12 protein-coding genes are annotated in these 15,492 nt (G+C 76.8%); 9 read left to right on the forward strand and 3 right to left on the reverse strand.

Annotation, left to right across the window (positions count from 1 at the left end):
• Positions 1-26: 26 nt before the first annotated feature.
• On the reverse strand, positions 27-1,811 hold the full coding sequence (locus ET526_RS22615; protein WP_135467853.1) for a hypothetical protein: 1,785 nt from the start codon (positions 1,809-1,811) through the stop codon (positions 27-29).
• 246 nt (positions 1,812-2,057) lie between these two features.
• Here ET526_RS22615 and ET526_RS11530 point away from each other — a divergent pair, with 246 nt between their 5' ends.
• The 9 genes from ET526_RS11530 (at position 2,058) to mgtA (ending at position 13,579) form a co-directional block, all read left to right on the forward strand.
• Complete coding sequence (locus tag ET526_RS11530) at positions 2,058-4,127, forward strand: protein-disulfide reductase DsbD family protein (protein ID WP_135467854.1); 2,070 nt, start codon at positions 2,058-2,060, stop codon at positions 4,125-4,127.
• Positions 4,128-4,318: 191 nt separating this feature from the next.
• The gene (locus tag ET526_RS11535; protein ID WP_135467855.1) at positions 4,319-5,245 is read left to right on the forward strand and encodes a lysophospholipid acyltransferase family protein; all 927 of its coding nucleotides are present in this window, start codon (positions 4,319-4,321) and stop codon (positions 5,243-5,245) included.
• Between the two features lie 289 nt (positions 5,246-5,534).
• Positions 5,535-6,941, forward strand: coding sequence for a tRNA (N6-isopentenyl adenosine(37)-C2)-methylthiotransferase MiaB (gene miaB, locus ET526_RS11540; RefSeq protein ID WP_135467856.1), 1,407 nt, complete (start codon positions 5,535-5,537; stop codon positions 6,939-6,941).
• A gap of 38 nt (positions 6,942-6,979) precedes the next feature.
• The gene (locus ET526_RS11545) at positions 6,980-8,032 is read left to right on the forward strand and encodes a PhoH family protein (protein ID WP_135467857.1); all 1,053 of its coding nucleotides are present in this window, start codon (positions 6,980-6,982) and stop codon (positions 8,030-8,032) included.
• A complete protein-coding gene (gene ybeY, locus ET526_RS11550; RefSeq protein ID WP_135467858.1) occupies positions 8,016-8,558 on the forward strand; it encodes an rRNA maturation RNase YbeY in 543 nt (180 codons plus the stop codon). The genes ET526_RS11545 and ybeY overlap by 17 nt, the downstream gene beginning before the upstream one ends.
• Positions 8,555-9,481 carry a hemolysin family protein gene (locus tag ET526_RS11555; protein ID WP_135467859.1) on the forward strand — a complete coding sequence of 309 codons (927 nt, stop codon included), beginning with the start codon at positions 8,555-8,557 and terminating at the stop codon, positions 9,479-9,481. Before ybeY ends, ET526_RS11555 begins: the two co-directional genes overlap by 4 nt.
• 58 nt (positions 9,482-9,539) lie before the next feature.
• Complete coding sequence (locus ET526_RS11560) at positions 9,540-9,980, forward strand: hypothetical protein (protein WP_135467860.1); 441 nt, start codon at positions 9,540-9,542, stop codon at positions 9,978-9,980.
• Between the two features lie 31 nt (positions 9,981-10,011).
• On the forward strand, positions 10,012-10,680 hold the full coding sequence (locus ET526_RS11565; protein WP_135467861.1) for an endonuclease III domain-containing protein: 669 nt from the start codon (positions 10,012-10,014) through the stop codon (positions 10,678-10,680).
• Between the two features lie 331 nt (positions 10,681-11,011).
• Complete coding sequence (gene mgtA / locus ET526_RS11570; RefSeq protein WP_135467862.1) at positions 11,012-13,579, forward strand: magnesium-translocating P-type ATPase; 2,568 nt, start codon at positions 11,012-11,014, stop codon at positions 13,577-13,579.
• 10 nt (positions 13,580-13,589) lie between these two features.
• On the opposite strand, the gene ET526_RS11575 is transcribed toward mgtA, so the two are convergent.
• Both ET526_RS11575 and ET526_RS11580 read right to left on the reverse strand, forming a co-directional pair.
• The gene (locus tag ET526_RS11575; RefSeq protein ID WP_135467863.1) at positions 13,590-14,585 is read right to left on the reverse strand and encodes an NAD(P)H-dependent glycerol-3-phosphate dehydrogenase; all 996 of its coding nucleotides are present in this window, start codon (positions 14,583-14,585) and stop codon (positions 13,590-13,592) included.
• A gap of 1 nt (position 14,586) precedes the next feature.
• A complete protein-coding gene (locus ET526_RS11580; RefSeq protein WP_135467864.1) occupies positions 14,587-15,414 on the reverse strand; it encodes a 23S rRNA (adenine(2030)-N(6))-methyltransferase RlmJ in 828 nt (275 codons plus the stop codon).
• Positions 15,415-15,492 lie beyond the last annotated feature (78 nt).

Here is a 15,492-nt window from a genome sequence, read left to right on the forward strand (position 1 = left end):
CTGTGGATCAGGTTTGTCCACGCGGCTTAGAGGAACCATCCTCCTTCTCCGGTACCGGCCTGGGTCGTTCCCTCCTCCAGCGCCAGGAGGGGATCCGGAAGCGCCGCCGGCAGGGCCTTCATCGCCAAGCCCTTGCCATGACCGGAGCCATGGCCGGGGCCGGGCGCCAGCGTGGCCGGCTCCGGCAGGAGGGGCGGCGCCACCTTGCCCGGCGAAGGATCCGCCGCGGCGATCAGGAGGGTCTCCCCCGCCAGCAGGAAGCCCGGCGCGGCGGCCGGACCGGGCGGCGGCTTGGTCGCCTCGGCGAGAGGGGCGGCAGGTTCCTGCTTGGCCAAGCCGAGGGCAAGGCCGGGCGGAGCGGAAGCGCCCTTGCCGGGTGGGGGTCCGGCCAGCAGGCCCAGCGGCCCCTTGCCGAGGCCCGGTACCGCCACCGCGCTGGCGCCATGGTCCTCCATCGCCGGGATCCCGGCCTTGACCGCCGCGTGCGCGGGCACCTTGTGCCCCGCCACCAGGAGGCCGGGCGCCATCGGCCCGGCAGCAGGCGGAGGAGAGCCGGGGGCATCCTGCAGGGCCGGCGGCGCCCCCTGCTCCGTCGTCCCGGCGCCCTGGCCAGGCTTGGTGTCGGCAAGGAAGGGCGGCGGTGCCTCGCCGGGCGTGGGGAGGGGCGGGACGGGCTTCGCCGCCGGTGCCGCCGCCTCGATGGGGGGCGGCGCGGGCGCCGCCTTTCCGGGCGGGGAAGGGGCGCTGCCGCCGGGCTCGGTCGGGGCGGCCGTCTCCACGGGCGGGGCGGGGCGCTCCGGCGCCGCCTTGCCCTCCGCCGGGAGGATGGCGACGGGCGGCTGGGGTGAGGGCTGGCTTGCCGATGGCAGGGCAGGCGCGGCGGCGCTGATGGGGTGCGCGGGCTGCCCGGAGTCCGCCGGGGGCGAGGCCGGGGCGGCGGCGCTGGCGGGATGCGCCGGCTGCACGCCCTCCGCCGATGGCAGGGCCGGGGTGTCGGACAGGCGGGAGGGCGGCTCGCCCTCCGCTGGGGGCGGGGCGGCCCGCTGCGCTGCCGCGATCACGGTGGGCGCGGGATCCTGCGGGACGGGCGCGGCCTCCGGCGGTACCGGCGTGTCGCCGCCGAGGGCGGCCGCGGGGGCCTCCGCTGCGCGGGTGGCGGCCGGCGCCGTGCCCGTCGTGCCGCCGCCTTCCCGCGGCGGCGCCCGGTCCCCGGCCCGTGCCTCCCCATCCGGCTCCGGCACGGCGGCGGGCGGGGGCGGGGCGGGAACCGCCTCGGGCGGAGCCTCAGGCCCCGTGGCGGCGCGGACCGCCGGTTCCGCCCCGGCGGCTTCCGCGGCGGCGCGGGCGCGCGGCGCGGCCGGGGCTTCCTCCTCCGCCTCGGGCAGGGTGGTGGGCTGGATGGTCGTGCCGCGCGTCGGCGGCGCCGGGCCGGCCTCGGCGCCCGGAAGGGGGGGCACGGCGCCGGCTGCCGCGGCGGTCTCGGGCAGGGCCGCGAAGGCGATGGGAGCCTGGTGCGGCGTGCCGCCCCGCGCCTCCGCCTCCGGGATCTCCGCCGCCGGCCCCTCCTGCAGCCGCTCGAGGCCGAGCAGGGCGAGCAGTGCCGCGGCATAGGCGCCGATCCCGAGCTTCTCGCGCCCGGAGAGCGCCTGCCGGCGCCGCTGCCGGGCCAGGGCGCGGGCCCAGCGCGTGCGGCTTTCCGCCTCCTCGCGGGCGGAGAGGGCGGGAGCGGGGGCACGCCGTGCGGCGGTCTCGAGGAAGGGCGCGTCCGCCTGCCGGCCGGCGCGGGAGAAGGGATGACGGACAAGGCCCATGCGCCACGGCTCCCCTGATGGCGTCCCGTCCGGCCGCGCCGCACCTTTCGGCTCTCGTTCTTGCGTGGGGGCGGTGGCGGCGGGTGGGACGGTTTGGAATCAGGAATGATGTATGCGATGCGAAGATATGCGATTGCTGCCGGCCCTCCCGCCTGGCCTCAAGCGGCTTCCCGGCAAGGCGCGGGGAAGTGATCCGGGGCCGGGGCGCTTCCGGCGGGCGGCCGGGGCAGCCTATATACGGGGCCGATGCTCCGCCTCCTGGCCGCCCTGGCGCTCCTGACGCTCGCCGCCCCGGACCTGCGGGCGGCGGAGAGCGCGCCCGTCCGCTCGGACCGCGCCACCGCCACCCTGGTCGCGGCGGAGGAGGCGGTGGCGCCGGGCGAGGCCTTCCGCCTCGGGCTGCGCCTGCGCCTCGCCCCCGGCTGGCACACCTACTGGAAGAATGCGGGCGATGCCGGCGCACCGCCCGAGATCGCGCTGGTCCTGCCCGAGGGGGCGGAAGCCAGCCCGGTGGAGTGGCCGGCGCCGCAGCGCATCCCCTATGGCCCCCTGGTCAATTACGGCTACACCGGCGAGGTGCTGCTGCCGCTCCGCGCCACCGCCCCCGCCGGCCTCGCCCCCGGCGAGCGCCTGGTGGTCGAGGCCGAGGCGCGCTGGCTGGTCTGCGAGCAGGTCTGCATCCCGGAGGAGGGGCGCTTCCGCCTGGAACTGCCGGTGGCCGAGCGGGCACGGCCCGACCTCCGCCTCGCCCCCCTCTTCGCCGCCGCCGAGGCCGCCCTGCCGCGGCCCCTGCCCTGGGCGGCCGAGGCCGGCTTCCGCGGGCGTGAGGGGCGCCTGGCGCTGAGCGGCGAGGCGCTCTCCCCCGCCACGGTGCGCGAGGCCTTCTTCTTCCCCGCCGAGCCCGGGCTGCTCGACAACGCCGCGCCGCAGCGGCTCGACCTCGGCGAGGGGCGGCTGACCCTCGCCCTCACCCGTCCCGAGGGCGCCCCCCCCGTCGCCACGCTCGCGGGCGTGCTCGCCCTCACCGACGGGGCGGGGGTGCGCTCGGCCTATGCGATGCAGGCGCCGCTCGGCGCCCCGCCGGCGGCCGCGGCGCCGGGCGGCCTGGCGCTGTGGCAGGCGCTCGCCTGGGCTTTCCTTGGCGGGCTGATCCTGAACCTGATGCCCTGCGTCTTCCCGGTCCTGGCGATGAAGGCGATGGCGCTGGCCCGCCTCTCCGGCGCCGCGCGGGCCGAGGTGCGGGCCCATGCGGCGAGCTACACGGCCGGCGTGCTCGCCACCTTCCTCGCCCTTGGCGGGGCGCTGGTGGCGCTGCGCGCGGCCGGGATGGTGGCGGGCTGGGGCTTCCAGTTCACCGCCCCGGCCTTCGTCGCCCTGATGTGCTGGCTGATGCTGGCGGTGGGGCTGAACCTTTCCGGCGTCTACGCCATGGGCGGGACGATCGGCGCCGGATCGGCCCTCGCCGCGCGCGGTGGGCATCGCGGCAGCTTCGCCACCGGGGCGCTGGCGGTGCTGGTCGCCACCCCCTGCACGGCGCCCTTCATGGCCGCGGCGGTCGGCGCGGCGCTGGCGATGCCGCCCCCCGCCGCGCTGGCGGTGTTCGGCGCCCTCGGCCTCGGCCTTGCCGCGCCCTACGCGCTGCTCGGGCTGGCGCCCGGCCTGGCGCGCCTCCTGCCGCGGCCCGGCCCCTGGATGGAGCGGCTGCGCCAGGCGCTCGCCTTCCCGATGTATGCCGCCGCCGCTTGGCTCGCCTGGGTGCTGGCGCAGCAGGCGGGGCCGGAGGGGCTGGCGCTGGCGCTGGCGGGGGCGGTGCTGATCGGCTTCGCCGCCTGGGCGCTCGGCGTGGCGCAGCGCGCCGGCGGCGCCGGGCGGCTCGGCCGCGCCGGGGCGCTCGCCGCCATGGCCGGGGCGCTGGCGCTGCTGCCCGGCCTTGCCGCCGCCCCGCCGCGCGAGGCGGTGGCGGAGGCGGGGGTGGAGCCCTGGTCCGCCGCCCGCGTCGCTGCGCTGCAGGCGGAGGGGCGGCCGGTCTTCGTCAACCTGACCGCGGCCTGGTGCATCACCTGCCAGGTCAACGAGACCCTGGTGCTGCGCGCTGAGGCGGTGCGCGCCGCCTTCGCGGATCGCGGCGTCGCCTACCTCAGGGGCGACTGGACGCATGGCGGGGGCGAGATCGGCGCGCTGCTGCGCGCCCATGGGCGGGAGGGGGTGCCGCTCTACCTGCTCTACCCGGCGGGTGGCGGCGCGCCGCAGGTGCTGCCGCAGGTGCTGACCGAGGGCATCGTGCTGCGGGCGCTGGACCACGTCCGGGAAGGCTGATGCCGGCGCCGCCGCCGGGCGCATCCGCGCGCGGGGCCCGGCGGCCGCATGAGTTCGGCGGTGAAAGCCGCCGCTGGCGGGGGGGCGGCGAAGGCGCCATCCGCCGCGCCGGATCCTCCCGCGCATCCGTCACCAAGGCTTCGCGCCGGTGTCATTGCCGTGTCGCGGGGCGCGGGCTATCGCAGCGGCGGATGGACGCCCTCGCCCGCGACCCGAGCCTCGCCCTGCGCCCCCGCCGGCTGCGGCGGGGACGGCCGCTGCGCTTCCGCCCCGCCCTGCCCGGCGGCGCCTTCGGCGACGTCTTCGCGGAGCGGCGCCTCGGCGGGCGCTTCCGCGCCGTCCGGCGGATGGTCGCGGCGCTGCTCTGGACCCTGCTGGCGATCCCGGTCCAGGTGGTGCTGGTCTGCCTGCCGGGGCGGGGCAAGGTGGCGTTCGCGCGCCTCTACCACGCGGTGCTGTGCCGGCTGATCGGCCTCGAGGTGCGGGTGATCGGCACTCCGGCGCGTGAGAGGCCGGTGCTGTTCGTCTCCAACCACTCCTCCTGGCTTGACATTCTGGTGCTCGGCGGCGTGCTGGAGGCCTGCTTCGTCTCCAAGGCGGAGGTCGGGCGCTGGCCGCTGATCGGCCTCGTGGCGCGGCTCGGCCGCACCGTCTTCGTCAGCCGCAGCCGCGGCGCCACCGGCCGCGAGGCGGTGGAGATGCGCCGCCGGCTGGAGGCCGGGGACAGCCTGATCCTGTTCCCCGAGGGCACCAGCAGCGACGGCACGCGGGTGCTGCCCTTCCGCTCCGCCTTCCTCGCCACGGCGGGTACGGCACGGCGGGTGCAGCCGGTGTCCCTGGTCTATGACCGCCTCGGCGGGCTGCCGGCCTGCCGGCGCGACCGGCCGCTCTTCGCCTGGTATGGCGACATGAACATCGCCAGCCATTTCTGGCGCCTCGCCCGGCGCAGCGGCGCGCGCGCGACCGTGCTGCTGCACGAGCCCTTCGCCCCGGCGCTGCTGCCCGACCGCAAGGCGCTGGCCGCCGAGACCTGGCGCATCGTCTCCGCCGGCGCCGCGGCGCTGCGCCAGAACCGCCCCGCCGAACCCCTGCCGCCGCACCTGGGCGGGCAGGCCTAGCGTCCGGGCGGGAGGCTCGCCATGCGAGAGGCGCGAGAGACGAAGGCCCTCCGGCGCCCCGCCGCGCCGGCGGATGCCACCGCGCCGCCCGCGCCGCGTTTCCCTGCACGACATCGTCGCTTGACCAGGGAGCGTTCCGTGCCCGAGTCTTCCACCGTGGCTCGACTCGTCCCGCATCCGGGGACCGCCCCGGGCTCCACCGCCGCTTGACCCGGCCCCGCGCGCCCCGCATCTGCCGCGCGAGACCCGGCGCTCCCTGGCCGCCGGGAGCGAGGAGCCTGACCCGAGCATGACCGACACCGCGGCCGCCCCCGCGCGCAAGCGCCTCTTCATCCGCACCTGGGGCTGCCAGATGAACGTCTACGACAGCGCCCGCATGGCCGACGTGCTGGCGCCGCTCGGCTACGCCCCGGCGGAGACGCCGGAGGGGGCCGACATGGTCATCCTCAACACCTGCCACATCCGTGAGAAGGCGAGCGAGAAGCTGTTCTCCGAACTCGGGCGGCTGCGCGCCGTCAAGCGGCGCAGGGAGCAGGCGGGCGGGCGCATGGTGCTGGCGGTGGCCGGCTGCGTCGCCCAGGCCGAGGGCGCGGAGATCACCGCCCGCGCGCCCTGGGTGGACATCGTGCTCGGCCCCCAGACCTACCACCGCCTGCCGGAGATGGTCGCCCGCGCCGCCCGCGCCGCCGGCGCGGTGATCGAGACCGACTTCCCGGTCGAGGCCAAGTTCGACCACCTGCCGGAGGCCGCCGGCGGCCAGGGCATCACCGCCTTCCTCACCGTGCAGGAGGGCTGCGACAAATTCTGCTCCTTCTGCGTCGTGCCCTACACCCGCGGCGCCGAATTCTCCCGCCCCGCCGCCGCCGTGCTGGCCGAGGCGCGGCGCCTGGTGGCGCAGGGCGCGCGGGAGATCACGCTGCTCGGGCAGAACGTGAACGCCTACCACGGCGAGGCGCCGGACGGCGCCACCTGGGGCTTGGGGCGGCTGCTGCGCGCGCTGGCCGAGATCCCGGGCCTCTCGCGCCTGCGCTACACCACCAGCCATCCGCGCGACATGGACGAGGAGCTGATCGGGGCGCACCGCGACCTGCCGATGCTGATGCCCTTCCTGCACCTCCCCGTGCAGTCGGGCAGCGACCGGGTGCTCGCCGCCATGAACCGCGGCCACACCGCGGCGGGGTACCGCCGCCTCGCCGAGCGGCTGCGGGCGGCGCGGCCGGACCTCGCCCTCTCCTCCGACTTCATTGTCGGCCATCCGGGGGAGACGGCGGCCGATTTCGAGGCGACTCTCGCCCTCGTGCGCGAGGTCGGCTTCGCCCAGGCCTTCAGCTTCAAATACTCCCCCCGCCCTGGAACGCCGGCCGCCGGCGCGCCACATCAGGTGCCCGAGGTGGAGAAGGAGGCGCGGCTGGCGACGCTGCAGGCGCTGCTCAGGGAACAGCAGGAGGGCTTCAACCGGTCGCGGGTCGGGATGACCATGCCCGTCCTGTTCACCGGCACCGGCCGGCATGAGGGCCAGATCGTCGGCCGGTCGCCCTGGTTGCAGCCCGTGCACCTCCGTGGCCCTGCCTCGCTGATCGGCCGCATCGCGCCGGTCCGCATCGCGGCGGCGCACCCGAACTCCCTCTCCGGCCTGCTGGCGGCCGGGGAGGCGGTCCGCCACGACCAGCGCGAAGAGGAGCCCGCCCCCGCTTGAACTCCGCCATCGCCCTCCGCCAGGGGGAGGGTCGCGCCATGCTGCGGCCTGCCCCGTCCGCCCCCGAGCAGCGCAGCGTGACGCTGCAATTCGACGACAACGGCCTGCTCCCGCTGCTGTATGGAGAGCACGACCAGCACCTGGTGCGCATCGAGCAGCGCCTGGGGGTCCGGCTGGGATCGCGGGGCAACCGGCTGACCATCGCCGGCACGCCGGAGCGCACCGAGGTCGCCGAGGCGGCCCTGCGCGCCCTCTGGCAGCGGCTGGAGCGCGGCCAGCAGGTGAGCACGGCGGAGGTGGAGGCGGCGCTGCGCATGGCCGAGGGCGAGGCCGAGAACGACCCGCGCCTGCCGCTGCAGGACCGGCCGGAGATCCGCACCCGCAAGGCGGCGATCGCCCCGCGCAGCCCGGCCCAGGCACAGTACATCGAGATGCTGGCGCGCCACGAGATGGTGTTCGGCACCGGCCCCGCCGGCACCGGCAAGACCTATCTCGCCGTCGCGCAGGGCGTGGCGCTGCTGCTGGCGGGGCGGGTGGACCGCATCGTGCTGTCCCGCCCCGCGGTGGAGGCCGGGGAGCGGCTGGGCTTCCTGCCCGGCGACCTGAAGGAGAAGGTGGACCCCTATCTGCGCCCCCTGTATGACGCGCTGCACGACATGCTGCCCGCCGAACAGGTCGCGCGCCGCCTCGCCTCGGGCGAGATCGAGATCGCCCCGCTCGCCTTCATGCGCGGCCGCACGCTCGCGCACTGCTACGCCATCCTGGACGAGGCGCAGAACACCACGCCGGCGCAGATGAAGATGTTCCTGACCCGCATGGGCGAGGGCACGCGCATGGTCATCACCGGCGATCCCACCCAGGTGGACCTGCCCCCCGGCCAGAAGAGCGGGCTGATCGAGGCGCTCTCGATCCTGAGGGGGGTGCCGGGCATCGCCGTCGCCACCTTCGACGAGCGCGACGTGGTTCGCCACCCGCTGGTGGCGCGCATCGTCGCCGCCTACGGGCGGGCGGAGGAGAGGACCGCCGCCGAGGGCCGGGCCGCCCCGGCCGAAAGGCGGGGGAAGAAGGAACAGGATGGAACCTGGAAGTAGCACCCCCGGCGGCGGCCGGGGCTTCGCCCTGGACGCCGTCGGGCTTCCGGACGGGGATGGCCGGATCGAGGTCGTCCTCACCGAGCCGGCCTGGCGCCGGTTCCTGCCGCGGGCCGAGGCGCTGGCCCGCCGCGCCGCCGCCGCCGCCCTGGCCGAGGCCGGGGAGGAGACGGCGGGCATGACCATCCTGCTCGCCGACGACCGCACCCTGCGCCGGCTGAACCACCGCCACCGCGGCCGGGACAAGCCGACCAACGTGCTGAGCTTCCCGGCCCCGGCCCCGGGCCATCTCGGCGACATCGCCCTCGCCCTCGGCGTGGTGCGGCGCGAGGCGGCGGCGGCGGAGCGGCGCCTCGCCGCGCATGTCGCGCATCTCGTCGTGCACGGCACGCTGCACCTGCTCGGCCACGACCACCTCGCCGCCGGCGAGGCGCGGCGGATGGAGCGGGCGGAGGCGCGGGCGATGGCCCGGCTCGGCCTGCCCAACCCCTGGAAGGCGGCCGCCGCCGCGAGGCGGGCGGCATGAGCGGCCTCACCGGCGATGCCCGCCGCGACGGGCTGTTCTGGCGCCTGCAGGGTCTGCTGCGCCGGCGCGAGGCGGAATCCATCCGCGACCGGATGGAGGAGCTGATCGAGGAGCGCGAGGAGAAGCCGCCCGACGGCAACGGCCAGCGCCACGGCGAGGGACTCGACGCCCAGGAGCGCGCGCTGCTCGGCAACGTGCTGAAGCTCGCCGGCAAGACCGCGCAGGACGTGATGGTGCCGCGGGCCGACATCGTGGCGATGCCGGAGGAGTTCACGCTCGAGCAGGCGATCGCGCTGATCCAGCGCGAGGGTCACAGCCGCTACCCCGTCTATCGCGGCCAGCTCGACGACATCGTCGGCATGGTGCACATCAAGGACGTGTTCGCCGCGGTGGGCCGCGAGGGACCCTTCGACCTCAAATCCATCCTGCGCCGCCCCCTCTTCGTCGTGCCCTCCGTGCCGGTGCTCGACCTGCTGCTGCAGATGCGCCAGGCGCGCATGCACCTCGCGCTGGTGGTGGACGAGTATGGCGGCATAGACGGCCTCGTCACCATCGAGGACCTGGTGGAGACCATCGTCGGCGACATCAGCGACGAGCACGACGAGCCGGGGCCGCCGCAGATGGTGGAGCGCGCCGACGGCACCATCGAGCTCGACGCGCGCACGCCGATCGAGATGTTCGAGGCGCAGCTCGGCCCGGTGCTGACCGAGGAGGAGCGCGAGGCGGACATAGACACGGTGGGCGGCCTCGTCTTCACCCTCGCCGGCCGGGTGCCGGCGAAGGGGGAGCTGATCTCGCACTCCTCCGGGCTCGAATTCCGCGTCCTCGACGCCGACCCGCGGCGCATCCGGCGTCTGCGGGTGCGGCGGCCGGGCGGGCAGGGCCTGGCGGAGGGCGGCCAGAAGCCGCGGCAGGCGGCCTGACGGGAAACGGCCCGGGACGCGGCGGATCGTCCCGCCGTGGCCGGGGGGAGGGCGGCGCATGGCGTTCAGGGGCAGGCCACCGGGCAGCGGTTCGGGCGAGATGTCGCGGCGCACGGCGGCGCTGCGCCCCGCCATCGCGCTGACGCCGAAGGAGGCGGCGAAGGCCCGCGCGCTGCGCCGCAAGGGCGTGGCGGCCGAGGAGATCGCGGCGCATTTCGCGGTCCCGGTCGAGGAGGTGGAGAAGGCGCTGGTGCAGATGCGCAGCCGCCGCCCCGAGAGCACCCGCGGCACGCTGAACGTCACCCTCGCCGCGCACCGCTTCGTCATGGCCGAGCGGCGCGGCGACGAGCCGCTGTGGCAGACCATGGATCGTCTGCTCGACGAGCTGATCCGCTTGCGCGCCGCCACGGCCGCCATGCCGCCGGAGCCGCCGCGCCGCCGCCCGCGCCCGCCCGCCGCCGAGGGGCTGCTGCCGGGGCTGCTGCCCGACCCCGGCTGATCCCCGGGCCCGGCCGGCGCGTTGCGGGCGCATGGCCCCGCCGGACAAGGATCCCTTCGACATCCACCTGGTCTTCCGCCTGCTGCGCGAGGCCACGGCCGGGCTGCCCCGGGCGGCGATGTTCGCGCTGCGCGACCGCGGCCACGGCACGCCCTTCGAGGTGCTGGTCGGCGCCCTCGTCTCCGCCCGCACGCGGGACGAGACGACGGTGCCGGTCTGCCTCCGCCTCTTCGCCCGCGCCCGCACCCCGGAGGCGATGGCGGCGCTGCCGGAGGCGGAGATCGCGCGCCTGCTGCACGGCGCCACCTTCCCCGAGCCGAAGGCGCGCGACATCCGCGCCCTCTCCGCCGCGATCGCCGCCCGCGGCGCCGTGCCCGACACCGCCGAGGGGCTGACGGCGCTGCGCGGCGTCGGGCCGAAGATCGCCGCGCTGACGCTCGGCATCGGCTTCGGCATCCCGGCTATCTCTGTGGACATCCACGTGCACCGCGTGACCAACCGCTGGGGCTACGTCGCCGCCCCGACCCCGGAGCGGACGCAGCGCGCGCTGGAGGCGGTGCTGCCGCGCCGGTACTGGATCGAGATCAACGAGCGCCTGGTGCCCTTCGGCAAGCATGTCTGCACCGGGGCGCGGCCGCGCTGCCCGGCCTGCCCGCTGCTCCGCCAGTGCCGGCAGGTGGGCGTACGGCACCCGGGGTGAAACGGCCCGGGTGCGCGCCCCGGTCGCGGGATCCGGCGAGAGGCCTCGCCGCCTGGGGCGGGACCGGCGCCTTGCCCCATGGCATCCCGCGCTTGGCGCCGCCGCATCGGCACCCCCCGGCGGCACGCGCGTGCGGGGCAGGTGCGCTTCCCCCGGCGACGGACCACCGATTCCCGTTCGGATCGGGACCGGGGCGCGCTAGAGCATGTTCCGTTCGCCCCGGCTCACGGCCAATGCCCTGGCCCGTTGGGTGTGGGGGCGTCCTCAGCCGTTCGGGCGCGTCCACCTGAACGGGGTGTGTTCTAGGGACGGCCTCGGATCCCGGTCGGCAATGGCTCCCGATCTTCCGTCCGACCGCTTCTGGTCGGTCCCCGCGGATGCGCTGCTTGCCCGCCTCGGCGCCAGCCCCGAGGGGCTGGGCGCGGAGGAGGCGCGGCGGCGCCTCGCCGCCTGGGGGCCGAACGCCGCCGCCCTGGCGCCCCGGCGCCGCATCCTCGCCCGGGTCGGGCGCCGCCTGGCCGAGCCCCTCATCGCGATCCTGATCGTCGCGGCGGCGATCTCCGGCGCCATGGGAGACTGGGCGAGCCTCGCCATCATCCTGGCGATCCTCGCCGCCTCGATCGCGCTCGACGTCGGCCAGGAGCACCGCGCCGAGGCGGCGGCGGAGGCGCTCAAGCGCTCCGTCGCCATCCGCGCCACGGTCCGCCGCGACGGCGTGCCGCTGCGCGTCGCGGCCGAGGAGGTCGTCCCGGGGGACATCGTCGAGCTCGCCGCGGGCGACCTCGTCCCGGCCGACGGGATCGTGCTGGCCAGCCGCGCCGCCCACGCCAACGAGGCGCTGCTGACCGGCGAGCCCTATCCGGTGGAGAAGCGCCCCGGCCCGAGCGGCGCCGCCACCCCCGCCGAGGCCTTCGACGCGCTGTTCGGCGGCACCGCCCTCGTCAGCGGCGAGGCGACGATGCTGGTGGTGGCGACCGGTCCCCGCACCCGCTTCGGCGGCATCGCCGCCGCGCTCGGCGGCGAGGAGCCGCCCACCGCCTTCGAGCGCGGGCTGCGCGGGCTCGGCCTGCTGATCCTGCGGATGACGGCCTTCCTGGTGCTGTTCGTCCTGCTCGCCCATCTCGCCGCCGGACGGCCGGCGCTGGACTCCTTCCTCTTCGCCGTGGCGCTGGCGGTCGGGCTGACGCCCGAGCTGCTGCCGATGGTCACGACCGTCACCCTCTCGCGCGGCGCGCTGCGCATGGCGGCGCGGCGCGTGGTGGTGAAGCGCCTGGCCGCGATCCATGACCTTGGCGCGATGGACGTCCTCTGCGCCGATAAGACGGGGACGCTGACCGAGGCGCGCATCACCCTCGTCGGCCATGTCGGCGCCGACGGCGCCGAGGCGGCGCGCGTGCTGGAACTCGCCGCGGTGAACAGCCGCTTCGAGAGCGGGCTGCGCAGCGCGCTCGACGACGCCATCCTCGCGCGTGCCGAGGCGCTGCCGCTCGCGGGCTGGCGGCGCATCGCCGACGTGCCCTTCGATTTTGAGCGGCGGCGGGTCTCGGTGCTGGCGGAGAAGGATGGCCGCCGCCTGCTGGTGGTGAAGGGGGCGCCGGAGGAGGTGCTGGCGCGCTCCGCGGCGGCGGAGGCGGCGGATGGCGCGCCGGCGCCGCTGGACGTGGCCGCGCGGGCGCGCATCGCCGCGCTCCACGAGGCGAAGGCGGAAGAGGGGCTGCGCTGCCTCGGCGTCGCTTGGCGCGAGCTGCCGCCCGACCGCGACAAGCCGGTGGCGGAGGACGAGCGGGACCTGGTGTTCGCCGGGCTCTGCGTGTTCGAGGACCCGCCGAAGCCCTCCGCCGCCGCCGCCATCGCCCGGCTGCGCGCCGCCGGGGTGCGGGTGAAGATCGTTTCCGGCGACGCCGCGCCGGTGCTGCGCCACCTGGTGGCGACGCTTCGCCTGCCGGCGCGGGGAATGCTGACGGGGGCAGAGATCGCGCGCCTCTCCGACGCCGCGCTGGCCGGGCGGGTGCAGCGGACCGACCTCTTCGCCCGGGTCTCGCCGGACCAGAAGACGCGCATCATCCGCGCCTTGCAGGCGCGCGGCCACACGGTGGGCTTCCTCGGCGACGGCATCAACGACGCGCCGGCGATCCGCGCCGCCGATGCCGGGCTCTCGGTGGAGGGGGCGACGGACGTGGCGCGGGCGGCGGCGGACCTGATCCTGCTCGCGCCCGACCTTGGCGTGGTGGCGGATGGCGTCGCGGAGGGGCGGCGCACCTATGCCAACGTGATGAAGTACGTGCGCATGGGGACCTCGTCCAACTTCGGCAACATGCTCTCCATGGCCGTGGCGTCGCTGTTCATCCCCTTCCTCCCGCTGACGCCGGTGCAGGTGCTGCTGAACAACCTGCTCTACGACCTGAGCGAGACCGGCATCCCCTTCGACAGGGTCGACCCGGCGGAGGCGGCGCGGCCGCATGGCTGGGACATGGGCGCGGTGTGGCGCTTCACCCTGGTGATGGGGCCGCTCTCCTCGGCCTTCGACCTCGCCACCTTCGCCGTCCTGCTGCTCGGCTTCGGCACGTCGCCGGAGGTGTTCCGCACCGCCTGGTTCGTGGAATCGATGGCGACGCAGATCCTGGTGATCTTCCTGATCCGCACCCACGCCCCCGCCTGGGCCGCCGCGCCGCCGCATCCGGCGCTGGTGGCGACCTCCCTCGGCGCGCTCGCCCTCGCGGTGCTGCTGGCGCTGTCGCCGATCGGCGCGGCCTTCGGCTTCGCCCCGCTGCCCTGGCCGGTGCTGCTGGCGGTGCTCGGCCTGACGGCCGGCTACCTTGCCGCGGCGGAGGCGCTGAAGCGCGCCGTTCCGGAGCCGGCACGGCATCGCCGGCGGAAGCCTGCCCGGCGGGGGCCCTGAGCGCGGCGCGTCACTCGTCCCGCCGCGGGCGCGCCAGCAGGCGCGCCATCGCCTCGCCCACCGTCAGCCCCCCCGCCAGCAGCTCGGCCACCGCCTGGCAGATCGGCAGCTCCACCCCGACCCCGGCGGCACGGGCGACGAGCGCCGGCGCCGTGGCCACGCCCTCGGCGACGCCGCGCGTGGCCGCCAGCGCCTCCTCCAGGCTACGCCCCTGGCCGAGCGCCATGCCGAGCGCGGTGTTGCGGCTGGCCGGGCCGGTCGCGGTCAGCAGCAGGTCGCCGAGGCCGGAGAGGCCCGCCGCCGTCTCCGGCCGCCCGCCGAGCGCCACCGCCAGCCGCGACAGCTCGGCGAGGCCGCGCGTGACCAGCGCGGCGCGGGCGTTCTCGCCGAGCCCGGCGCCGATCACCGCCCCGGCGGCGATGGCGATGACGTTCTTCGCCGCCCCGCCCACCTGCACCCCCACCGGATCGTCGCCGCCGTAGAGGCGGAAGCCGGGCGAGCCGATCAGGTCGCCGACGCGGCCGCGCAGCGCCGCGTCGCGGCTCGCCACCACGGCGGCGGCGGGCAGGCCACGGGCGATCTCGTGCGCGAAATTGGGGCCGGAGAGCACGGCGGCCGGCACCCCGGGCCACAGCTCGGCCGCCACCTCCAGGGGCAGGCGCAGCGTCTCCCGCTCCACCCCCTTGGCGCAGAGCACGAGCGGCGCCGGCGGGCCGGGCAGGCGCCGCAGCACCGCGCGCAGGTGCTGCGCGGGGACCGCGACCAGCACGAAGGCCGCCCCGGCCATCGCGGCCCCGAGGTCCTCCGTCACCGCCACGGTCTCGGCGAGCCGGAGGCCGGGCAGGTAGCGCCGGTTCTCCCGCTCCCGCGCCAGCGCCGCCGCCCGCGCCGGGTCGCGGGCCCAGAGCACGGGCGCGGCGCCGGCGCGGGCCGCCTGCATGGCCAGCGCCGTGCCCCAGGCGCCGGCGCCGAGCACCGCGAGCCGCGGCCGGGGGGGACGGGGCATCCTACTCCTCCGCGATCCGGGTGATCGTCCAGCCCGCGCCCGCCTCTCCCTCCCCGAGCCGGTCGAGCAGCGCGGCGAGGAGGCTACCCCCCTCCTCCTCGAAGCGGTAGGGCGGGCTCGCGACGAGCAGGCCGCAGCCGTTCAGCCGCTGCGGGTCGGTCGGCTCGCGCAGCCACAGCTCCGCCGCCACCAGGTCGCGCACGCCGCCCGCGCGCAGCGCGGCGTGGAAGGCGCGCACCGGGGCGCGGTGCTTGATCGGGTACCAGCAGGCCTGCACGGCGGCGCGGAAGCGCCGCGCCACCAGCGCGATGCCGGCGGCCATGCGCTCGAACTCGCCGGGCTGCTCGAAGGGCGGGTCCACCAGCACCAGGCCGCGCCGCTCCGGAAAGGGGGTGAGCGCGCGCAGCGCCTCCCAGCCGTCGCGGCGGTGCACCGCCACCTGGCGGTCGCTGTGGAAGCGGGCGCGCAGCGCGGCGTGGTCCTCGGGGTGCAGCTCGCAGCAGGCGAGGCGGTCGCCCGGGCGCAGCAGGGCGCGGACCAGGGCAGGCGAGCCGGGATAGGCAGCGGGCGCGCCCGCGGCGCGCACCAGCGCCACGTAGTCGGCGAGCGGACCGTCCGTGAGGTCGAGCAGACGGCCGATGCCGCGGCACCACTCGCCCGTCCGCGCCGCCTCCGGCGCCGCGAGGTCGTAGGCGCCGGCGCCGGCATGGGTGTCGAGCACGGCGAAGGGCGTCTCCTTGCGCCGCAGCGCGCGGAGCAGCCAGACCAGCAGCGCGTGCTTCATGCAGTCGGCGAAATTGCCGGCGTGGAAGGCGTGGCGGTAGTTCATGGCGGGCGGCGTGCTTGGGACAGGTCCCGCTCAGGGGGTATCACCCGAACGGATGAGGATGCCCGCCTATCAGGAAGC

Source organism: Crenalkalicoccus roseus (assembly GCF_004761865.1).
Lineage (GTDB): Bacteria > Pseudomonadota > Alphaproteobacteria > Acetobacterales > Acetobacteraceae > Crenalkalicoccus > Crenalkalicoccus roseus.

Excerpts from the sequence above, each read along its gene's own strand:
- miaB (WP_135467856.1), top strand. The coding sequence starts at position 5,535 with ATGACCGACACCGCGGCCGCCCCCGCGCGCAAGCGCCTCTTCATCCGC.
- ET526_RS11560 (WP_135467860.1), top strand. The coding sequence starts at position 9,540 with ATGGCGTTCAGGGGCAGGCCACCGGGCAGCGGTTCGGGCGAGATGTCG.
- ET526_RS11535 (WP_135467855.1), top strand. The coding sequence starts at position 4,319 with ATGGACGCCCTCGCCCGCGACCCGAGCCTCGCCCTGCGCCCCCGCCGG.
- ET526_RS11580 (WP_135467864.1), bottom strand. The coding sequence starts at position 15,414 with ATGAACTACCGCCACGCCTTCCACGCCGGCAATTTCGCCGACTGCATG.
- ET526_RS11575 (WP_135467863.1), bottom strand. The coding sequence starts at position 14,585 with ATGCCCCGTCCCCCCCGGCCGCGGCTCGCGGTGCTCGGCGCCGGCGCC.
- ET526_RS11530 (WP_135467854.1), top strand. The coding sequence starts at position 2,058 with ATGCTCCGCCTCCTGGCCGCCCTGGCGCTCCTGACGCTCGCCGCCCCG.
- ET526_RS11565 (WP_135467861.1), top strand. The coding sequence starts at position 10,012 with ATGGCCCCGCCGGACAAGGATCCCTTCGACATCCACCTGGTCTTCCGC.
- ybeY (WP_135467858.1), top strand. The coding sequence starts at position 8,016 with ATGGAACCTGGAAGTAGCACCCCCGGCGGCGGCCGGGGCTTCGCCCTG.
- ET526_RS11555 (WP_135467859.1), top strand. The coding sequence starts at position 8,555 with ATGAGCGGCCTCACCGGCGATGCCCGCCGCGACGGGCTGTTCTGGCGC.
- ET526_RS22615 (WP_135467853.1), bottom strand. The coding sequence starts at position 1,811 with ATGGGCCTTGTCCGTCATCCCTTCTCCCGCGCCGGCCGGCAGGCGGAC.
- ET526_RS11545 (WP_135467857.1), top strand. The coding sequence starts at position 6,980 with ATGCTGCGGCCTGCCCCGTCCGCCCCCGAGCAGCGCAGCGTGACGCTG.
- mgtA (WP_135467862.1), top strand. The coding sequence starts at position 11,012 with ATGGCTCCCGATCTTCCGTCCGACCGCTTCTGGTCGGTCCCCGCGGAT.